The organism is Flavimobilis sp. BM9, from assembly GCF_058313055.1.
Window position 1 is genome coordinate 83,687 of record NZ_JBZEMO010000003.1, and the last position, 19,598, is coordinate 103,284.

Genomic DNA, 19,598 nt, shown 5'->3' on the forward strand with positions numbered 1-19,598 from the left:
TCCGAGCGGACGACGGGATTCGAACCCGCGACCCTCACCTTGGCAAGGTGATGCTCTACCACTGAGCCACGTCCGCAACGCGATCTCGTCCGGCGGGCCGGAGGTGATCGGTGCGTGTACACACTAGACGACGATCCGACGATTGCCCAAACCGGCGCGCTTCCCGCCCTTGCGCGCCCCGGGGGTCGGCGTAGTGTTCAAAGTAGGCGTGTCTCACGTTCGTGTGGAGGCGATCAACGATGAGGGCAGCACGTTTTCACGGTCGGAAGAACATCACGATCGACGAGATCCCGGAGCCGGTCCTGAGGCCAGGGGCAGTCGAGATCGAGGTCGCTTGGTGCGGCATCTGCGGCAGCGACCTCCACGAGTACCTCGAGGGTCCGATCTTCATCCCGCCACCCGGCCATCCCCACCCCTTGTCGGGCGAAGAGCTGCCGGTGGCGATGGGGCACGAGTTCTCCGGGACGGTCTCGGCGCTCGGTGAGGGCGTCGCAGACCTGACCGTCGGGGAGTGCGTCGTCGTCGAGCCGTACTTCACGTGCGGCGAGTGCGACATGTGTCGCGCCGACAAGTACCACCTCTGCCGCTCGATGGGCTTCATCGGGCTGTCCGGAGGGGGCGGCGGGCTCAGCGAGAAGGTCGTCGTCGACCGGCGCTGGGTGCACCCCGTGGGGGACGTGCCGCTCGACCAGGCGGCCCTCATCGAGCCGCTGTCCGTGGGGCACCACGCGTACGTCCGGTCAGGCGCGAAGGCGGGTGACGTCGCGCTCATCGGCGGTGCCGGACCGATCGGTCTGCTGACGGCGGCCGTGCTCAAGGCGCAGGGTGTGACCGTCCTGATGTCGGAGCTGAGCGAGGCGCGCAAGGCCAAGGCGATCGACACGGGCGTGGCGGACCACGTCATCGACCCGACCGCTGAGGACCTTCAGGCCCGCGTCCTCGAGCTGACCGACGGGCGCGGGGTCGACGTCGCTTTCGAGTGCTCGTCGGTCAACGCGGTCCTCGACGCGCTCGTCGATGCCGTCAAGCCTGGGGGAGTCGTCGTCAACGTCTCGATCTGGGGCAAGCCGGCCACGATCGACATGATGAAGATCGTGCTCAAGGAGATCGACCTGCGAGGCACGATCGCCTACGTCAACGATCACACGGAGGTCATCAGGCTCGTCCAGGAGGGCAAGATCGACCTCGCCCCCTTCATCACCGCCAGGATCGACCTCGCGGACCTCGTGGACGAGGGGCTCGACACGCTCATCAACCGCAACGACACGGCGGTGAAGATCCTCGTCCATCCGTGACCCGCTGACCGGTGCGTCGCGGAGACGCCGAAGGCCGCCCCGTGGGGCGGCCTTCGTGTGGTGGGCGATACTGGGATCGAACCAGTGACCTCTTCCGTGTCAGGGAAGCGCGCTACCGCTGCGCCAATCGCCCGTGCTGTGCTGCGAGGTGGAGACGGGATTCGAACCCGTGTGTACGGCTTTGCAGGCCGCTGCCTCGCCTCTCGGCCACTCCACCGTTCGAGTCGGGCGACCGGTAGACCGGTGCCGCGTCTCCGAGCGGACGACGGGATTCGAACCCGCGACCCTCACCTTGGCAAGGTGATGCTCTACCACTGAGCCACGTCCGCATGCACACCAGTAGGTCGGATCTCCCGGCCCGCGGCGCCTGACAAACACTAGTCGAACGTTCCCTGAAACGTCCAACTGACACCCGTGTGATCTTCCGTCCTCCGTCGCCTGAGGCGTCCCGGAGCTCGCGCGGCGTCGCACGCCACCCAGGTAGGTTGACCCCGTGAACGCAGCCCGTCCCGCCCCTCCCGACGAGCCAGAGCGGCTCGTCGTCCGCGGCAGCGCGTCGCTCGGCGGAACGAGCGCGCACGGCGTGATCGACTGCATCGACCTCGCGACGGTCGAAGGGCGCGCCCGGCTCGACGACGAGGGCCTGTGGTTCGTCGTCCTCGAGTTCGACGGGCGCGGCCGCGCGTGGCGGTTCGCCGAGCGCACCGGCGACCGCGCTGCGGACTACCGTGCCGCCTCGGACCCGGCGCCCGTGGGCACCGCGTGGCGCGGGCCTGCCGCGGACACCTGGCGAAGCTCGGTGGGCGCCGAGCGCTACCGCGACGACGTCGCCCGTGTGCGCGAGCACGTGCGGGAGGGGGACGTCTACCAGGTCAACCTCTGCCGGGTGCTCTCTGCACCGCTGCCCACCGCAGGCGGACAGGAGCCCGACGCCGCCGCGCTGGCGACGAGGTTCGCGACAGGCAACCCGGCACCGTTCGGTGGCTACGTCCACGTGCCCGCAGGGTCCGGCGTCGAGCCCGTGTGGGTCGTGTCCGCCTCGCCCGAGCTGTTCCTGCGCCGCGACGGCACGACCCTGACGTCCGCGCCGATCAAGGGGACAGCCGCCGACGTGGGTGGGCTGCTCCCCAAGGACGAGGCCGAGAACATCATGATCACGGACCTCGTGCGCAACGACCTGCAGCACGTCTGCCAGCCGGGGACGGTGAGCGTCGAGTCGCTCCTCGCCGTCGAGCAGCACCCGGGCCTCGTCCATCTCGTCTCGACCGTGACGGGCGAGCTGCGCGACGACGTCGGCTGGGCGCAGGTCCTCGACGCGACCTTCCCGCCCGCGTCCGTGTCAGGCGCGCCCAAGTCCTCCGCGCTGCGGATCATCGACACGCTCGAGGACGAGCCGCGCGGCCCCTACTGCGGCGCGATCGGCTGGGTCGACGCCGACCGTGGCACCGCAGAGCTCGCCGTCGGGATCCGCACCTTCTGGTGGCGCGACGGCGTCCTGCGCTTCGGCACGGGAGCCGGCATCACGTGGGGGAGCGATCCCGACGGAGAGTGGGACGAGACGCAGCTCAAGGCGCGCAGGCTGGTCGCGCTCGCCTCGTCCTGACAAGATCGACAGACCGCCTGCGCCGACGCAGGCACGAGACCCGAGGGGGAGACCGATGACGATCGTCTGGTTCGAGGGACGGCTGCGCGACGCCGAGGAGCCGCTCGTCGGAGCGCTCGACCACGGCATCACCGTCGGCGACGGTGTCTTCGAGACGATGCTCGTCCTCGACGGCAGGGCGTTCGCCCTCACCCGGCACCTGGCGCGGCTCGCGCGCAGCGCGACCGGCCTCGGCCTCCTCCCGCCCGACGAGGACAAGATCCGCGACGGTGTGAGCGCAGTCCTCGCGGTCGCGCCCCCCGAGACGGGACGTCTTCGGGTCACCGTGACAGGCGGTCCCGGGCCGCTCGGTTCCGGGCGCGACGGCCTCGCCCAGACCGTCCTCGTCGCTGCCGGTCCGGCGACGGTCGCCCGTGCGTCGCGCGCCGCTCGCGTCAGCTGGGTGCGCAACGAGCGCTCCGCCGTCGCAGGCCTCAAGACGACGTCGTACGCGGAGAACGTCGTCGCGCTCGCCGCCGCGACCGAGTACGGCGCCGACGAGGCGCTGCTCGCGAACACGCGCGGAGAGCTGTGCGAGGGGACCGGGTCGAACATCGTCGTCGAGCGGGACGGCGAGCTGCTCACACCCCCGCTCGACTCCGGCTGCCTCGCTGGCATCACGCGCGAGCTCCTGCTCGAGTGGGGCGATGCCGCGGGGCTTCCGATGCGGGAGGCGACCCTCCCGTTCGAGGTGCTCGACGACGTCGTGCAGGGGCGGGCGCACGCCGCGCTCACGTCCTCGACGCGCAACGTCTCGCCGCTCACCGCGCTCGACGGTCAGGACGTCGCAGCGGGCGAGCTCTGCCTCGCCGCGCAGGAGTTGTTCGCCCGTAAGCAGACGGAGGACCTCGACCCGTGAGCGCAGCCCGCGCGTGCGGGTGGGCAGGCCGGGACCGATTTTCGTCTCTGACCATCACGCGCTAGTGTGGTCCCCGCACCACGCACGGGCGATTGGCGCAGTGGTAGCGCGCTTCGTTCACACCGAAGAGGTCACTGGTTCGAACCCAGTATCGCCCACCCGCACGAAGGCCCCCGAGCTCACGCTCGGGGGCCTTCGTCGTTGGTGGCGTCGAGGTGCCGACGAGACGGTACGGGGGGACGATCGTGATATCCGACACTTCCGGTCAGCCATCGCCACCCTGAGGAGCACGCATGGCCACGAACATCTTCGTCAACATCCCGACGAGCGACCTCGACCGGTCGAAGGCCTTCTTCGAAGGCATCGGCTGGCGCATCGAACCAAACTTCACCGACGAGAACGCGGCGTGCGTGCGGATCGACGACGCGATCTACCTCATGGTGCTCACCCGCGACTTCTTCGCGACCTTCACCGACAAGCCGATCGTCGATCCCGCGACGGCGGTCCAGGCGGAGATCGCCCTGAGCATGGACTCCCGGGAGGCCGTCGACGAGATGATCGCGACTGCGGTCGCGGCCGGCGGGGCCGCGCACAGGGGCCCGCAAGAGATGGGCTTCATGTACGGGCGCGACTTCGAGGACCCCGACGGGAACCTGTTCTCGGTGTTCTGGATGGACCCGGTCGCGGCTGAGCAGGGCCCGCAGCAGACGGAGCCGTCCTGACCGGTCGTCCCGCGCGGCCGCGCACGTGTGGTTCGGTAGTCCTATGACTCGAGCCAACGATCCTGAGGTCATCCGGCGGCTGCTCACGAGCGAGGGCCGCTGGGCCGTCGTCGGCCTGTCCGAGAACCGCGAGCGCGCCGCGTACGGGGTTGCCCGGTACCTGCAGGGCATCGGTATGGCGATCGTCCCGGTGCACCCCCAGGCTTCCGTGGTGCACGGCGAGACCGGTTACGCGTCGCTCGCCGACGTGCCCGGGAAGGTCGACGTCGTCGACGTCTTCGTGCGGTCCGAGCTCGCCGGAGCGGTCGTAGACGAGGCGATCGCGATCGGCGCGCGAGCCGTCTGGCTGCAGCTCGACGTGATCGACGAGGCTGCCGCCGCGCGGGCGCGCGCGGCCGGGCTCGACGTCGTCATGGACACGTGCCCGGCGATCGAGGGGCCTCGGCTGGGGCTGGACGCGGGCTAGTCGAGCCGGGCCTCGTACACGATCTCGAGGCCGTCCTCCTCGTCCCACTGCTCGCCGACCTCGATGAGGCCCTCGGAGAGCACGAGGGTGCGCGAGGCGGCGTTGTCGGGCGAGACCGTCGCCCGGAGGACGTGGGCGTCCGCGGTGTGCGCGGCGACGGCGCGCATGAGCCGGAACGCCGCACGGGCGAGGCCCTGCCGACGACGCTCCGGTGCGACCGAGTAGCCGATCTCGACCATGCCGGTGCCCGGCTCAGGCGGGCCGTGGAAGCCGGCCTTGCCGACGACCTCGTCACCCAGACTGAGGACGCGCGTGATCCAGGGGCCGTGCTCGGGGTGCTCGTCCAGCTGGGCGCTGCGGATCTGCCAGACACCTCGGGACCCTGGTGCCGCCAGGTGCGGGTCGAGGGCCAACCCGGACGAGCCGCGTGCCGCTGTGAGGTCGCCGCGCGCGAGCGCGTCGATCGTCGCGAGGTCGAGCCGGTGCAGCGACACCGCAGGGGAGAGGTCCGGGGAGTGCCAGACGGGCGCGTCCACGTCGAGGGCTGGTGTGATCGTCACTCGACGACGGTCTCACCGCTTCTCGCTGCGGTCCACGTGATTCAGCCAGGTGCGTGCTGTGTCGGCGCGCAGACGCTCAGAGCACCGAGACCTTCGGCCCGCGCAGGACGCGCTGCGTGTCGAGCGTCGGGATGTCGTTGTCGACGAGCAGGTGGTACGGCTGGTCCGAGTGCGCGGTGACGACGAGTGCGGCGTCGACGCCGGCGAGGGTCTCGTCGGTCAGCGCCACCCGTGTCACGCCTGCGGGCCAGCGCGAGTCGTCGATGAGGTCGTCGACCGCGAGGATGTCGGCACCGAGCGCCGTGAGCAGCTCGACGATCTTGAGCGAGGGCGACTCGCGGATGTCGTTGGTGTCCCGCTTGTACGCGAGTCCGAGCAGCAGCACCTTCGAACCGCGGACGGCCTTGCGCTCGTCGTTGAGGAGCGTCGCGAGCCGCGTGACGACGTGGTTCGGCATGTGCTCGTTCACGTCGTTCGCGAGCTCGATGAAGCGGAAGTTCTGCCCGAGGGTGCGGCGGACCTGCCACGACAGGTAGCTCGGGTCGACCGGGAGGCAGTGACCGCCGACGCCAGGGCCCGGCGTGAAGGCCATGAACCCGAAGGGCTTGGAGGACGCGGCGTCGATCGACTCCCAGATGTTGATGTCGAGCTGGTGCGCGAAGACGGCGAGCTCGTTGACGAGCGCGATGTTGACGTGGCGGAACGTGTTCTCCAGGAGCTTCGTCAGCTCCGCCTCCTTCGTGCCGGAGACCGGCACGGTGCGCTCGATGAGCGAGGAGTAGAACGCGTCGACGCGGGCGAGCGACACAGGGTCGATCCCCGAGACGACCTTGGGCGTCTCGACGAAGCCGTACTTCTTGTTGCCCGGGTCGATGCGCTCGGGGGAGTAGCCGACGTGGAAGTCGGTCCCCGCGCGCAGCCCGCTGCCGGCCTCGAGGATCGGCACGAGCATCTCCTCGGTCGTGCCGGGGTATGTCGTCGACTCGAGCACGACGACGGAGCCGGGAGTGACGTACGGGGCGAGGCTCTGACCCGACTGCTCGATGAAGCTGAGGTCGGGGAGCGTCTCCTTGAGGGGCGTCGGGACAGTGATGACGGCGACGTCGAAGCCCTCAGCCGCGGCGTAGTCGCTCGTGGGGAGGAAGCGGCCGCTGTCGAGCGCCGTCCGGAGCATCTCGTCGGCGATGTCGCCGACGTAGGAGCTGCCTTCCGCGAGGCGCTTGACGCGTGGCTCGTCGAGATCCAGACCGACGACGTCGTAGCCCACCTCGACCGCACGCATGGCGACCGGGAGGCCGACGTAGCCCTGCCCGATGATCACGATCTTCTGGTTGCTGGCGTCCACTGTGCTTCCCCCTCAGGCTCGGTCCGACTCCCGCGGTCGGCCGTTATCGACGCTACTGCCGTCCGTGACGCGGGCGACGGGTGGTCGGGGGTGAACGTGGTGCGAGACGTGTGGGTGAGCCTGGGGCGGTCGCGGGTGAGCTCCGAGCGCCGTTGACGCTCGTGCGACACGGTGCCAGGGTGGGACCTGGGCGCCATGTCCTGAATGTCCGTCGTCCGCACCGTGTGGGTCCGGCCCCGCGGCGCCACGTCCGGCTCGCCGGACCCCGCACGTGCCACGAGCGGCTGTGCCGCGAGGCGGAAGGCACCACATGACTCAGGACGTCGCGCGGCGCAGCCCGCTCGAGCGGGCCCTCGATGCCATCGAGCGCGTCGGCAACAAGGTGCCGCACCCCGTCGTGATCTTCCTCGGGCTGATCGTGCTGCTCGTCGTCATGTCTCACGTGTTCTATGCGACCGGGACGTCCGTGACGTTCGAGCAGGCATACGTCACCGAGCAGGTCGACCCGAGCGCGGAGCAGCTCGTCGGTGAGAACGAGGTCGAGGCTCCCGAGGGTGAGGCGCAGGTCGAGGAGGTGACGGTCGAGGCGCGCAGCCTCCTGACGGCCGAGGGGATCCGGTTCATCTTCACGTCGCCCGTCGACAACTTCAACAGCTTCGGCGTCGTCGGCGTGATCATGGTCGCGATGCTCGGCGTGGGACTGGCCGAGGAGGCCGGCCTCATCAGCGCGTTCATCAAGCGCCTCGTCAAGGTGACGCCGAAGCGGTTCGTCACCTTCATCATCGTGCTGCTCGGCGTGATCTCCTCGATCGCGACCGACGCGGGCTACCTCGTCCTGATCCCCCTCTCCGCGGCGGTGTTCCGCTCGCTCGGGCGGCACCCCCTCGCAGGCCTCGCTGCAGCCTTCGCCGGTGTCGGCGGCGGGTTCGGGGTGAACGTGCTCATCACCCCCGTCGACGGCATGCTCGCCGAGATCACGAACGAGTCGATCGCCGACCCGGCGCAGCATGTCTCCATCACGGGGAACCTCTTCTTCGGCATCGTGTCGACGATCGTCATCGCCGTCGTCGTGACCGCCCTGACCGAGCTCGTCGTCGAGCCCCGGCTCGGCCGCTATGACGAGTCGGAGGCGCCTGAGGACGACGACGCAGCAGGCGCTGCTGCGCCCGCGGACGGCGACCTCACCGCCGTCGAGCAGCGTGGCCTGCGGTTCGCGGGCTTCGGCCTGCTCGGCGTGACCGCTCTCGTGCTGCTGCTCGCGCTTCCGGCCTGGGGGCCGCTGCGCAACCCCGAGACGGGCAGCCTCGTCGAGAGCTCGCCCCTCATGGGATCGATCATCTTCCTGATCCTGCTGTACTTCTTCGTGATGGGGCTCTGCTACGGCATCGGGGCGGGGACCATCAGAGGCTCGATGGACGTCATCAACCCCATGACCAAGACCGTCGCGGGGCTCGCCGGCCTCTTCTTCCTGCTCCTCGTGATCAGCCAGTTCATCGCCTACTTCACGTACTCGCAGCTCGGCACCATCGCAGCGGTCAACATGGCGGACGCGCTCGAGGAGGCGAACCTGCCGACCGTCTGGCTCATCGTCGGCCTCGTGGCGATGACAGCGGTGATCGACATCTTCATCGGCGGCGTCGTGCCGAAGTGGGCGATCTTCGCGCCGATCTTCGTCCCGCTGTTCGTCCAGCTCGGCATCTCACCCGACCTCGCGGTCGCCGCCTACCGGGTCGGGGACTCGCCGATCAACGTCGTCACACCCCTGATGCCGTACTTCGCCCTCATCGTGATCTTCGCCGAGCGCTATCGGCGCAAGGTCGGCGTGGGCTCGATCATCTCCCTCATGCTGCCGTACTCCGTGATCCTGCTCCTCGTGTGGACCGTGCTCCTCGTGGCCTGGTACCTGCTCGGGATCCCGCTCGGCCCCGGCGGCTCGATCTACCTCTGAGAGACGCAGGCGAGGGCTGACGTGACGGACGCGACGATCACCCTGCTCGTGCTGGCGGGCTCGATCGTGCTGTTCGTCTGGAACCGATGGCCTGTCGGCCTCGTCGCGGTGCTCACCGCCTTCGCGCTCCTCGTGACCGGTCAGGTCGATCCGGAGCGCGTGGTCGCGGGCTTCGGCGACCCGGTCGTCGTGTTCCTCGCGACCCTCTTCGTCATCAGCGCCGGCCTCGAGGAGACCGGCGTCACGGCGTGGGCCGGCGAGAGGCTCACACGCGCCGACGGCGTCGGTCGGGCGCGCATCGTCCTCGCGCTCCTGGGGGTGTGCGCTGCCCTCGCGGCGGTCATCACACCGAACGGTGCGACCGCCGCGATGCTCCCGGTCGCCGTCGTGGTCGCGCGGCGCGTCGACGTGCTGCCGTCCCGCCTGCTCCTCCCGCTTGCCTTCGCCGCGAACGCGGGAGCGATGCTCACGCTCTCGGGCTCGGTCGTCAACGTGATCGTCTCGGACGCGTCACGCGGTGCGGGAGGGCCAGGCTTCGGCTACTTCGAGTTCGCGCTCGTCGGCGTGCCGCTCGTCGCCGTGACGGCGGCGATCGGGGTGTGGCTCGGCCCTCGCCTGCTCCCCGAGCGCACGTCCGCCCTGCTCCCGCCAGACTTCTCGACCTACCGGTCGACCGTCACGCAGCACTACGGGCTCAGCGGCGGGGTGTTCCGGCTCGGCGTGCGGCCAGGATCGAGCGTCGTCGGGAGCGCGTTCGCGGGCGTCGTGACGCCGGACGGCCTCGAGCTCGTCGGGGCGCACGACGTCGCAGGTCTCGGCGTCACCGAGCGCCAGGCGCTCCAGGTGGGGGACTCGATCGTCGTCGCCGGGGCACGCACGGACGCTGAACGGTTCGCGGCGACGAGCGCCCTGGACCTCGAGATGGTGGCCCTCTCGGCGCCCGACGGCGGCCCGCTGCTCTCGCGCGACCAGGGCGTCGCCGAGGTCGTCGTGCCGCCCCGGTCGCCCCTGCGGGGGCTCTCCGTGTTCCCCGGCATGCGGCGCGCGAGCGGGCTCACGATCCTCGCCGTGCGCCGTCTCGGTCAGGACCGCGGGCTTCGCCAGACGGCGCTCGAGCAGGGAGACGCCCTGCTCGTCCACGGCGGGTGGCCCGCGGTCGAGGCGCTCAGCCACGACCGGGAGCTGTTGCTCGTCGACCAGCCGGACGCGGTGCGGCGTCAGGTCGTCCCGCTGGGCTCCCGGGCCGGGAGGGCGCTCGCCGTGCTCGCGGCGACGGTCGCGCTCCTCGCGAGCGGCGTCGTCGCGCCCGCCGTCGCGGGGCTCGCCGGTGCGGCCGCGATGGTGGGGCTGCGGGTCCTGACGTCGGACCAGGCCTACCGGGCGGTCTCGTGGCAGACGGTCGTGCTGATCGGTGCGCTCATCCCGATGTCCGAGGCGATCCGCGCGAGCGGGGCCGCCGACATCGTCGCGGACGTGATCGTGGCGGCGGGCGGACGGCAGCCGTACGTGCTGCTCGTGGTCCTCTTCCTCGTGACCGCGGCGCTCGGTCAGGTTGTGTCGAACACCGCGACGACGCTCATCATGGTGCCGATCGCGCTCGTCGCCGCGCAGACGGCGAACGTGCCGGCACAGCCCGTGCTGATGCTCATGGCCGTCGCCGGGGCGGCGTCGTTCCTCACCCCGATCGCCACGCCCGCCAACATGATGGTGATGGAACCGGCCGGCTACAGGTTCGGCGACTACTGGCGCCTCGGCCTCGTCACGATGCTCGCGTGGCTCGCGATCACCCTCCTTCTCGTCCCCGTGTTCTGGCCGCTCTAGCCGAGGAGTCCCCATGTCCGTCAACCTGACCCCTTCTCCCGACGCTGTGCGCGCGGTGGCGCTGACCGTCGTCGCGGAACCACCGCCTGACGCGACCGCGGTCGTCGCGTTCCTGGCGACGGACGGCGCCCCGCCGACCCGCACGCCGTTCACGCGCGAGCAGGTCGAGCGGCTCGGCTTCACCGGGAAGGCGTCGACCGTCGTCAACCTCCCGGTGGCGCAGGGCCCCGACGTCGTGCTCGTGGGGCTCGGCGAGCCTGCCGCGGTCGACGTCGCGGCCGTGCGTGACGCGGCCGGAGAGGCTGCCCGTGCAGTGCGTGCGGACCCTGTCGTCGTGCTGGACGTGTCGACGCTGCCCGACGCCGTGCGGGCTGACGCTCACGATCTCGGTGCCGCGCTCGTCGAAGGTGTCGTCCTCGGCCGGTACTCGTTCGACGAGCTGAGGTCGTCTGCCGCGACGGCCCTCGTCGAGATCGTGCTCGTCGTCGGCGCAGCCGGCGGCGACGCCACGGCGGAGGTGGAGCGTGGCGCGGCGCGAGGCCTCGTCCTCGCCCGCGCGGGTGCGCTCTCGCGCGATCTCGCGAACGCGCCTGGAGGGCATCTCGACGCGTCGGCCCTCGCGCACGTCGCGCGTCAGGTCGCTGCGGGGTCCGGGCTCGAGATCGTGGTGCACGACCGTGCAGCGCTCGTGGAGATGCGCTGTGGCGGACTGCTCGGCGTGAACGCCGGATCGGTGTCGGAGCCGCGGATGATCGTGCTGCGCTACCGGCCTGAGGGTCCCGGAGAGGACGTCCCGCACCTCGGGCTCGTCGGCAAGGGCATCACGTACGACTCTGGTGGTATCAGCCTCAAGCCCTCGAACGCGATGCACGCGGCGATGAAGATGGACATGACCGGCGCAGGCGCGGTGCTGGCGGCCATGTCGGTGCTCCGTGAGCTGGGCACCCAGGTCGCGGTGAGCGCATACCTCGCGTGCACGGACAACATGCCCTCCGGCTCGGCGACGAAGCTCGGGGACGTGCTGACGACGCGGTCCGGACGGACGATCGAGGTGGTCAACACCGATGCTGAGGGCAGGCTCGTCATGGCGGACGCCCTCACCCTGGCGAACGAGGACGGTGTCGACGCGATCGTGGACATCGCGACGCTCACGGGCGCGTGCCTCGCAGCCCTCGGGCCGCGGACGGCCGGGCTCATCGGTACGTCGCCGGACCTGGTCGCCCAGGTGCGTGCGGCGGCCGCCCGTACGGACGAGCAGGTGTGGGAGCTACCGCTCGAGCGCGCCTATCGACCGTGGCTGGACTCTGAGATCGCCGACATCAAGAACCTCGGCGGGGAGTCGGCCGGCGCGATCGTCGCCGCGCTGTTCCTCGCTGAGTGGGTCGAGGACACGCCGTGGGCGCACCTCGACATCGCGGGGCCGATGCGCGTCGACGCGGACTCGGCGTGGCGCGTCAAGGGCGCGACGGGCTACGGGGCGCGCTTGCTCGCGGAGGTTGCGTCTGCGTTCCGTCCGCCCGCGTGACGGGTCGTTCCGACGGCGGACGGTCGTCAGCAGACTGTTTCCGCCTGGTCACGTTTTGTTTCGAATGCGTATCGCAAGCGGTCATGCCCGGCATAGGTCATACGTCCCGTGGTAAGAACAGCGTCAGGGTTTGGTCCATGACCCGTCAACCAAGCGTCGGTGCCCCCCGCTCCGGCGCGATGCAGTGAGGATGTGAGCAATGGCTGCAGGAACTGGACGCCACGCCGTACGCGCTGTGGGCGCGATCGCCGCGCTCGGTCTCGTGCTGACCGCGTGCGCGGACACGAGCGAGTCAGACGGCCCGACGACGGGCACGGGAGGCACCGACGGCGGCGCCGAGGCGATCTCGGTCGGCACCACCGACGTGATCACGTCGCTCGACCCCGCCGGCTCGTACGACAACGGCTCGTTCGCCGTGCAGAACCAGGTGTTCCCGTTCTTGCTGAACTCGCCGTACGGCAGCCCCGACGTCGCCCCCGACATCGCGCAGAGCGCCGAGTTCACCGCCCCGAGCGAGTACACCGTCAAGCTCAAGGAGGGCCTGACGTTCGCGAACGGCCACGCCCTGACGGCGTCGGACGTCAAGTTCAGCTTCGACCGCCAGCTCGCGATAGCGGACCCGAACGGCCCGTCGTCGCTCCTGTACAACCTCGACTCCCTCGAGGCCCCGGACGACCTCACCGTCGTCTTCAAGCTCAAGAGCGAGAACGACCAGACGTTCCCCCAGATCCTGTCCTCGCCCGTCGGCCCGATCGTCGACGAGGAGGTCTTCTCCGCGACCGAGATCACCCCGGCGGACAAGATCGTCTCCGAGAAGGCCTTCGCCGGGCAGTACCTCATCACGGACTACACCGAGAACGAGCTCATCCGCTACGAGGCGTTCGACGGCTACAAGGGCCTGCTCGAGCCGGCCGTCACCAAGGTCGTCACGGCGCAGTACTTCACCGAGGAGACCTCGCTCAAGCTCGCGGTGCAGCAGGGTGACGTCGACGTCGCGTTCCGCAGCCTGTCCCCGACGGACCTCGCCGACCTCGCGAAGGACGACAAGGTCAAGGTCCACGAGGGCCCGGGCGGCGAGATCCGCTACATCGTCTTCAACTTCGCGACCCAGCCGTTCGGCACCGACACGGCCGACGCCGACCCGGCGAAGGCGCTCGCCGTCCGCCAGGCGGTCGCGCACCTGCTCGACCGCGACAAGCTGAGCGAGGAGATCTACCAGGGCTCCTTCGCGCCGCTCTTCTCGTACGTCCCCGAGGGCCTGACCGGCGCTGCCGAGCCGCTCAAGGAGCTGTACGGCGACGGCAACGGCGGCCCGGACGCGGACAAGGCCGCCAAGGCGCTCTCCGACGCGGGCGTCGCGACCCCGGTCAAGCTCAACCTCCAGTACAGCCCGGACCACTACGGCAACTCCTCCGACGAGGAGTACGCGATGGTCGAGGCGCAGCTCGAGGCGACGGGCCTGTTCGACATCACGCTCCAGTCGACGCTCTGGGACGTCTACTCGACCGAGCGTCGTGAGGACGTCTACCCGGCCTACCAGCTCGGCTGGTTCCCGGACTACTCGGACGCCGACAACTACCTGTCGCCGTTCTTCCTCCCGGAGAACTTCCTCGGCAACCACTACGAGAACGACGACGCCACGAAGGCGATCCTCGGCCAGGCGAGCGAGCCTGACGAGGCCAAGCGCGTCGCGCTCATCGAGGAGGCGCAGCGCATCGTCGCGGAGGACCTCTCGACCCTGCCGTTCCTCCAGGGCTCGCAGGTGGCCGTCGCGGGCAAGGACGTCACGGGCGTGACGCTCGACGCGTCCTTCAAGTTCCGCTACGCGCCGCTCGGTCGCTGACCACCCGCACCACACCGGACGGGACGCCGCACGCGGCGTCCCGTCCGCGTACCAAGGAGAGAACGTGACCGCGCTCACGGACGAGCCCGCAGCCGCCGCTGCGGCCAAACCCACTTCAGCAGCACCGGGCGGAGGGCTGGGACGCTACATCCTGGTCCGCTTCCTGCTGATCTTCCCGACCGTGCTCATCCTCGTCAGCCTCGTGTTCTTCCTGATGCGGGTCGTCGGGGACCCCATCACGGCGTCCGTCGGCGGCCGCCTCACCGAGGCGCAGCTTGCCGAGCGGCTCGCCGCCGCAGGCTACGACCGTCCCGTGCTCGTGCAGTACGTCGAGTACCTCAAGGAGATCTTCACGGGGGACTTCGGTCGCACCGTCACGGACAACCGGGAGATCAGCGAGATCCTGCTGACGTACGGCGCCGCGACGTTCGAGCTCGTGACGTTCGCGCTCGTGATCGCGCTCGTCATCGGCATCCCGCTCGGCCGCATCGCTGCCTACCGCCGCGACCGATGGTCGGACGCGACGCTGCGGGTGCTGGCGATCCTCGCGTACGCGACACCCGTCTTCTTCGCGGGCATCCTGCTCAAGCTCGTGTTCTCGGTCCAGCTCGGGTGGCTGCCGCTCGGCCGCCGGTCGACGCCGCAGACCCAGCTGATCCTCGACCGAATCGACGGGTCGACCGGCATCAACATCATCGACGCCCTGCGCACCGGCCGGTGGGACCTCATCTCCGACGTCCTCTCGCACGCCGTCCTTCCTGCCGTCGCGCTCGGCCTCCTCACCGCGGGCGTGTTCCTGCGGCTCGTCCGCACGAACCTCATCGGGACGCTCTCGATGGACTACGTCGACGCGGCACGCTCGCGCGGCGTGTCCGAGGGCCGGCTCCTGCGCAAGCACGCGTACAAGCCTGCCCTCATCCCGATCATCACCGTGATGGGCATGCAGATCGCGCTCATGCTCGGTGGCGCGATCCTCACGGAGACCACGTTCGAGTGGCGTGGCCTGGGCTTCCAGCTCGCGCAGTACCTGGCCGCCCGCGACTACGTCGCGGTCCAGGGGATCGTCGCGCTGCTCGCGGTGATCGTCGCGGTGACCAACTTCGTCGTCGACGTCGTCGCCGCGCTCATCGACCCGAGAGTGAGGTACTGACATGGCTACGCAGCCTGTGGGCGTGACCCACGAGCCCCGCTGGCGGCGGCTGCCGATCGTCTGGCACCTGTTCCACAGCACCGGCCTGCAGCGCGGGATGCTCGTCGCAGGTCTCCTGATCTCCGCGGCTTTCGTGATCGTGGCCCTGCTCGCGCCGCAGATCGCCCCGTACGGCTTCAGCCAGCTCTCGGACGCCGACGGTTCGTTCCCGCGTCAGGCCGCGCCGTCGGACGAGTTCGTCTGGGGCACGACCGTCGGCGGGTACGACGTCTTCTCGCGCGTCGTGTGGGGCACCCAGACCGCGCTCCTGACCGTCGTCCTCGCGGTGATCGCGTCGATCTTCCTCGGTGTCGCGCTCGGCCTCGTGTCCGGATACCTCGGCGGGTGGCTCGACCGGGTCCTCGTCATGGTCGCCGACGCCGTCTACGCGTTCCCGTCCCTGCTCCTGGCGATCGTCGTGTCGATCATCATCTCCGGCGGGCAGTCGAGCTTCTGGGGCGGCATCATCGCTGCGGCGATCTCGATCACCGTCGTGTTCGTGCCGCAGTACTTCCGCGTGGTGCGCGCCGAGACGGTCCGCCTCAAGGCCGAGCCGTTCGTCGAGTCCGCGCGGGTCCTGGGCGCACCGACGTCGCGGATCCTCGGCAAGCACGTCCTGCGCAACGCGACGCGGTCGCTCCCGCTCATCGTCACGCTCAACGCGTCCGAGGCGATCCTCACCCTCGCAGGTCTCGGCTTCCTGGGCTTCGGCATCAACCCGACCAAGGCGGCCGAGTGGGGCTACGACCTCAACCGTGCTGTTGCCGACGTCGCGAGCGGCATCTGGTGGACCGGGGTGTTCCCGGGCGTCGCGATCGTCCTGCTGGTCATGGGCGTCACGCTCGTCGGTGAGAGCCTCAACGACCTCGCCGACCCCCGCCTGCGCATCCGCAGGGCACCGCGCCGCGCGGCCGCGGCGACGGCGCCCGAGACGAAGGGAGTCGAGTGATGGAGACCGTCGTCGACATCAAGGACCTGCGCGTCGACTTCACCACGGACGCGGGCGAGGTGCGCGCCGTCGACGGCGTGAGCTTCCAGGTGAACGCGGGCGAGGTGCTCGCGATCGTCGGTGAGTCCGGGTCCGGCAAGAGCGTCTCGGCGAAGACGATCCTGCGCCTCCTGCCCGAGAACACGACCGTGTCAGGGGCTGTCGTCCTCGCAGGCCAGGACGTCGTGACCCTGTCTCCGGCGCAGATGCGCGCCGCTCGTGGCCGCGACGTCGCCATGGTGTTCCAGGAGCCGTCGACCGCGCTGAACCCTGTCTTCACAGTCGGCTGGCAGATCGCCGAGGGGCTGCGCGCGCACGGCGAGGTCTCCAAGCAGGAGGCTCGCGCGCGAGCGATCGAGATCCTCGGCAAGGTCGGCATCCCCGACCCCGAGGAGCGGGTCGACCACTACCCGCACCAGTTCTCGGGCGGGCAGAAGCAGCGCATCGTCATCGCGATGGCCCTCGCGCTCGAGCCCAAGGTGATCGTCGCGGACGAGCCCACGACCGCGCTCGACGTCACGGTCCAGGCGGAGATCCTCGACCTCCTGCGCCGCGTGCGTGACGAGTTCGGCCGGGCGATCGTCCTCATCACCCACAACATGGGCGTCGTCGCCGACCTCGCCGACCGCGTCGCGGTCATGAACCAGGGCAAGATCGTCGAGCAGGCGGACGTGCGGTCGATCTTCGCGAACCCGCAGCACGAGTACACGCGGTCGCTCCTCGCGGCCGTGCCCGTCCTCGGCACGCAGACCCGCGACCGCTCGACTCCCGTGGACCTGTCTGCTGCGCCGGTCGTCCAGGCGAAGGCTCTCGAGATCGCGTACCCCGGGCGGCTCGGGCGCCCGGCGTTCCGCGCGGTCAAGGGCGTCGACTTCGAGATCCGGCCTGGGGAGGTGCTCGGCCTCGTCGGGGAGTCCGGCTCGGGCAAGACGACGATCGGCCGGGCGATCGCCGGACTGACGCACGCGTCGGGAGGCTCTCTCTCGGTCCTCGGGCACGAGATGGTGGGCTACAAGGAGCGCGAGTTCCGGCCGCTGCGACAGCGCATCGGCTTCGTGTTCCAGGACCCGGCGACGAGCTTCAACCCGAAGATGACCATCGCCGAGGGGCTCGCTGAGCCGCTCGTGATCCACGGCAAGGCCCGGGACTGGCGTGCCGCGCGTCCGCGGGTCGCGGAGCTGCTCGACGCCGTGCACCTGCCCCAGGAGTTCGCGAAGCGCTTCCCGCACGAGCTCTCGGGAGGTCAGCGGCAGCGCGCGAGCCTCGCACGTGCGCTCGCGCTCGACCCGGACCTGCTGATCGCGGACGAGCCGACGTCGGCGCTCGACGTGTCCGTGCAGGCGCGCGTGCTCGAGGTCTTCCTCGAGCTGCAGGAACGTCTCGGGTTCGCGACGCTCTTCATCAGCCACGACCTCGCCGTCGTCGGGATGGTCGCGGACCGGGTCGGCGTGCTCTACCGCGGCGAGCTCGTCGAGGAGGGACCGAGCGTCGACGTCCTCGCGTCGCCGCAGCACCCGTACACGCAGCGGCTGCTGACGTCCGTCCCGGTCCCGGACCCGGACGAGCAGGCGAAGCGGCGCATCGCCCTGGCGAGGCTCACGGGCTGACGTGCCGGGGAAGCGAGGAGGGGCGGTGCAGCGTTGCTGCACCGCCCCTCGCGTCGTCGGAGGACCGGGCGCTCTCAGACGAGCGGGAGCACCTGGTCGCGCACCTGCTTGCGCAGGACCTTGCCGAGCAGGGAACGCGGCGTGTCCTCGATCGCTACGACGCGGCGCGGCACCTTGTACGCCGCGAGGTGGGCGCGGCAGTGCTGACGCAGCGCCTCCTCGTCGAGCGTGCTGCCCGGCTCGAGCTCGACCGCGGCGATGACCATCTCGCCACCGCGCTCGAGCGGCTTGCCGATCACCGCGGCGTCGGAGACGTCGGGGTGGAGCCGCAGGACGGCCTCGACCTCGCTCGGGGAGACGTTGAAGCCGCCCGTGATGATGAGCTCCTTGGCGCGGTCGACGATCGTCGTGAAGCCGTCGGCGTCGACCGTGACGATGTCGCCGGAACGGAGCCAGCCGTCCTCGGTGAGCGTCTTCGCGGTCTCGTCCGGGTTGTTCCAGTAGCCCTGGAAGACCTGGGGGCCCTTGAGGAGCAGCTCACCTGGCTCGCCCTGCGGCACCTCGCGGGTCGGGTCGTCCTGATCGACGACCTTCATGAGCGTGGACGGGAACGGCACGCCGATCGTGCCGGGGCGACGCGTGGGGTGGAACGGGTTGCCGAGGGCGACGGGGGAGGACTCCGTCATGCCGTAGCCCTCGACGAGCAAGCCGCCGGACATGGACTCCCACAGCTCGACGACGTGGTCGGGGAGGTTCATCGCACCGGAGATGCAGTACTTACACGACTTGAGCGAGATCCCGCGCTCCTTCGCCGCGAGGGCGGTGCGCTCGTAGATCGGCGGGACGGCGCAGTAGACGGTCGCGGGCGACTTCTTCATCGCGTCGAGGATCATGTCCGGGTCGAACTTGGGGAACAGCACGAGGAGCGCCTGCTTGCGCACGCCGTACGTCAGGTAGAGCGTCATGCCGAACGCGTGGAACATCGGCAGGATCGCGTAGAAGATCTCCTTGCGGTACTCGGCGCCGTGCATCCACGCCTCGCCCTGGAGGGCGTTGGAGTAGAGGTTGTAGTGGGTGAGCATCGCACCCTTGGGCTGCCCGGTCGTGCCTGACGTGTACTGGATCGCCGCGAGGTCGTCGACGCCGGGGCGTGGGTGCGACGTCGCGATGCGGTCGTTCTGGAGCAGCCGGCTCCACGGGACGGTGCCCGGCGCTGGCGCGGTGAGCGAGGCGCGTGTCGCGCGCAGCTTCGTGAGCGGCACGCGCAGCGCTGCGCGCTTGACCGCGGGGAACGCCTCGAGGAGGTTGACGGAGACGATGTGGTCGATCGTGATGTCGCTCGGGAACTCGCGGAGCGCTGCGACGGCCTTGTCCCAGGCGATCACGACGCGCGCCTGGTGGCTCTCGAACTGGTGACGCAGCTCGCGGGACGTGTAGAGCGGGTTGTGCTCGACGACGACAGCGCCGAGGCGCAGCACCGCGTAGAACGCGACGACGTGCTGGGGGCAGTTCGGGAGGATGAGCGCGACCCGGTCGCCCTTGCGCACGCCGAGCTTCCGCAGGCCTTCGGCGGCGCGGGCGACCTGGTCCCCGAGCTCTGCGTACGTCGTGCGCCGGCCGAAGAACTCGGTCGCGGGGTGCTTGCCGGCCTCGGCGACGGAGTGCTCGAACATCGAGACGAGCGACTCGGTCGGGAGCTGGATCTGCGCGGGCACGCCCGGCTGGTAGTTCTTCACCCAGGGCATCTCTTCGACGTTCGACATGGTGCCTATTGTCCACCCGCGGTGC

15 protein-coding genes and 5 tRNA genes are annotated in these 19,598 nt (G+C 70.1%); 13 read left to right on the top strand and 7 right to left on the bottom strand.

Features of this window, described 5'->3' with window-relative positions:
- Window positions 1-4: 4 nt before the first annotated feature.
- Window positions 5-76: transfer RNA gene (locus AC4F3Q_RS06415), tRNA-Gly, on the bottom strand.
- A gap of 163 nt (window positions 77-239) precedes the next feature.
- Here AC4F3Q_RS06415 and AC4F3Q_RS06420 point away from each other — a divergent pair.
- The gene (locus AC4F3Q_RS06420) at window positions 240-1,295 is read left to right on the top strand and encodes a 2,3-butanediol dehydrogenase (protein WP_491039243.1); all 1,056 of its coding nucleotides are present in this window, start codon (window positions 240-242) and stop codon (window positions 1,293-1,295) included.
- A gap of 58 nt (window positions 1,296-1,353) precedes the next feature.
- Here AC4F3Q_RS06420 and AC4F3Q_RS06425 read toward each other — a convergent pair.
- From AC4F3Q_RS06425 to AC4F3Q_RS06435, 3 genes are all read right to left on the bottom strand, one after another.
- A tRNA-Val gene (locus tag AC4F3Q_RS06425) sits at window positions 1,354-1,428 on the bottom strand.
- A gap of 13 nt (window positions 1,429-1,441) precedes the next feature.
- A tRNA-Cys gene (locus AC4F3Q_RS06430) sits at window positions 1,442-1,512 on the bottom strand.
- Between the two features lie 40 nt (window positions 1,513-1,552).
- Window positions 1,553-1,624, bottom strand: a tRNA-Gly gene (locus AC4F3Q_RS06435).
- 164 nt (window positions 1,625-1,788) lie between these two features.
- Between AC4F3Q_RS06435 and AC4F3Q_RS06440 the strand changes: the two genes are divergently transcribed.
- The 5 genes from AC4F3Q_RS06440 to AC4F3Q_RS06460 all read left to right on the top strand — a co-directional run bounded on the left by AC4F3Q_RS06440 (window position 1,789) and on the right by AC4F3Q_RS06460 (window position 4,984).
- On the top strand, window positions 1,789-2,898 hold the full coding sequence (locus AC4F3Q_RS06440; protein ID WP_491039244.1) for a chorismate-binding protein: 1,110 nt from the start codon (window positions 1,789-1,791) through the stop codon (window positions 2,896-2,898).
- Window positions 2,899-2,953: 55 nt separating this feature from the next.
- The gene (locus tag AC4F3Q_RS06445) at window positions 2,954-3,796 is read left to right on the top strand and encodes an aminotransferase class IV (protein WP_491039245.1); all 843 of its coding nucleotides are present in this window, start codon (window positions 2,954-2,956) and stop codon (window positions 3,794-3,796) included.
- An 86-nt stretch (window positions 3,797-3,882) separates the two neighbouring features.
- Window positions 3,883-3,954, top strand: a tRNA-Val gene (locus AC4F3Q_RS06450).
- Between the two features lie 135 nt (window positions 3,955-4,089).
- The gene (locus tag AC4F3Q_RS06455; protein ID WP_491039246.1) at window positions 4,090-4,518 is read left to right on the top strand and encodes a VOC family protein; all 429 of its coding nucleotides are present in this window, start codon (window positions 4,090-4,092) and stop codon (window positions 4,516-4,518) included.
- A 43-nt stretch (window positions 4,519-4,561) separates the two neighbouring features.
- On the top strand, window positions 4,562-4,984 hold the full coding sequence (locus AC4F3Q_RS06460; protein WP_491039247.1) for a CoA-binding protein: 423 nt from the start codon (window positions 4,562-4,564) through the stop codon (window positions 4,982-4,984).
- Here AC4F3Q_RS06460 and AC4F3Q_RS06465 read toward each other — a convergent pair.
- Entirely contained in the window at window positions 4,981-5,544 is a 564-nt protein-coding gene (locus tag AC4F3Q_RS06465; RefSeq protein ID WP_491039248.1) for a GNAT family N-acetyltransferase, read from the bottom strand. The two genes, AC4F3Q_RS06460 and AC4F3Q_RS06465, sit on opposite strands and share 4 nt — an antisense overlap.
- A 76-nt stretch (window positions 5,545-5,620) precedes the next feature.
- A complete protein-coding gene (locus AC4F3Q_RS06470; RefSeq protein ID WP_491039249.1) occupies window positions 5,621-6,889 on the bottom strand; it encodes a nucleotide sugar dehydrogenase in 1,269 nt (422 codons plus the stop codon).
- Window positions 6,890-7,199: 310 nt separating this feature from the next.
- Between AC4F3Q_RS06470 and AC4F3Q_RS06475 the strand changes: the two genes are divergently transcribed.
- The 7 genes from AC4F3Q_RS06475 to AC4F3Q_RS06505 all read left to right on the top strand — a co-directional run bounded on the left by AC4F3Q_RS06475 (window position 7,200) and on the right by AC4F3Q_RS06505 (window position 17,810).
- Window positions 7,200-8,837, top strand: coding sequence for an AbgT family transporter (locus AC4F3Q_RS06475; protein ID WP_491039250.1), 1,638 nt, complete (start codon window positions 7,200-7,202; stop codon window positions 8,835-8,837).
- A 21-nt stretch (window positions 8,838-8,858) separates the two neighbouring features.
- Window positions 8,859-10,658: an SLC13 family permease gene (locus AC4F3Q_RS06480; protein WP_491039251.1), complete on the top strand. Its 1,800-nt coding sequence runs from the start codon at window positions 8,859-8,861 to the stop codon at window positions 10,656-10,658.
- Window positions 10,659-10,671: 13 nt separating this feature from the next.
- Window positions 10,672-12,183, top strand: a complete 1,512-nt coding sequence (locus AC4F3Q_RS06485; RefSeq protein WP_491039252.1) for a leucyl aminopeptidase — start codon at window positions 10,672-10,674, stop codon at window positions 12,181-12,183.
- Between the two features lie 199 nt (window positions 12,184-12,382).
- Entirely contained in the window at window positions 12,383-14,026 is a 1,644-nt protein-coding gene (locus AC4F3Q_RS06490; protein WP_491039253.1) for an ABC transporter substrate-binding protein, read from the top strand.
- 64 nt (window positions 14,027-14,090) lie between these two features.
- Window positions 14,091-15,176: an ABC transporter permease gene (locus tag AC4F3Q_RS06495; protein ID WP_350308794.1), complete on the top strand. Its 1,086-nt coding sequence runs from the start codon at window positions 14,091-14,093 to the stop codon at window positions 15,174-15,176.
- A 1-nt stretch (window position 15,177) separates the two neighbouring features.
- Window positions 15,178-16,164 carry an ABC transporter permease gene (locus AC4F3Q_RS06500; RefSeq protein ID WP_491039254.1) on the top strand — a complete coding sequence of 329 codons (987 nt, stop codon included), beginning with the start codon at window positions 15,178-15,180 and terminating at the stop codon, window positions 16,162-16,164.
- A complete protein-coding gene (locus AC4F3Q_RS06505; protein WP_491039255.1) occupies window positions 16,164-17,810 on the top strand; it encodes an ABC transporter ATP-binding protein in 1,647 nt (548 codons plus the stop codon). The genes AC4F3Q_RS06500 and AC4F3Q_RS06505 overlap by 1 nt, the downstream gene beginning before the upstream one ends.
- 74 nt (window positions 17,811-17,884) lie before the next feature.
- On the opposite strand, the gene AC4F3Q_RS06510 is transcribed toward AC4F3Q_RS06505, so the two are convergent.
- Complete coding sequence (locus tag AC4F3Q_RS06510) at window positions 17,885-19,573, bottom strand: long-chain-fatty-acid--CoA ligase (RefSeq protein ID WP_491039256.1); 1,689 nt, start codon at window positions 19,571-19,573, stop codon at window positions 17,885-17,887.
- Between the last annotated feature and the right edge of the window lie 25 nt (window positions 19,574-19,598).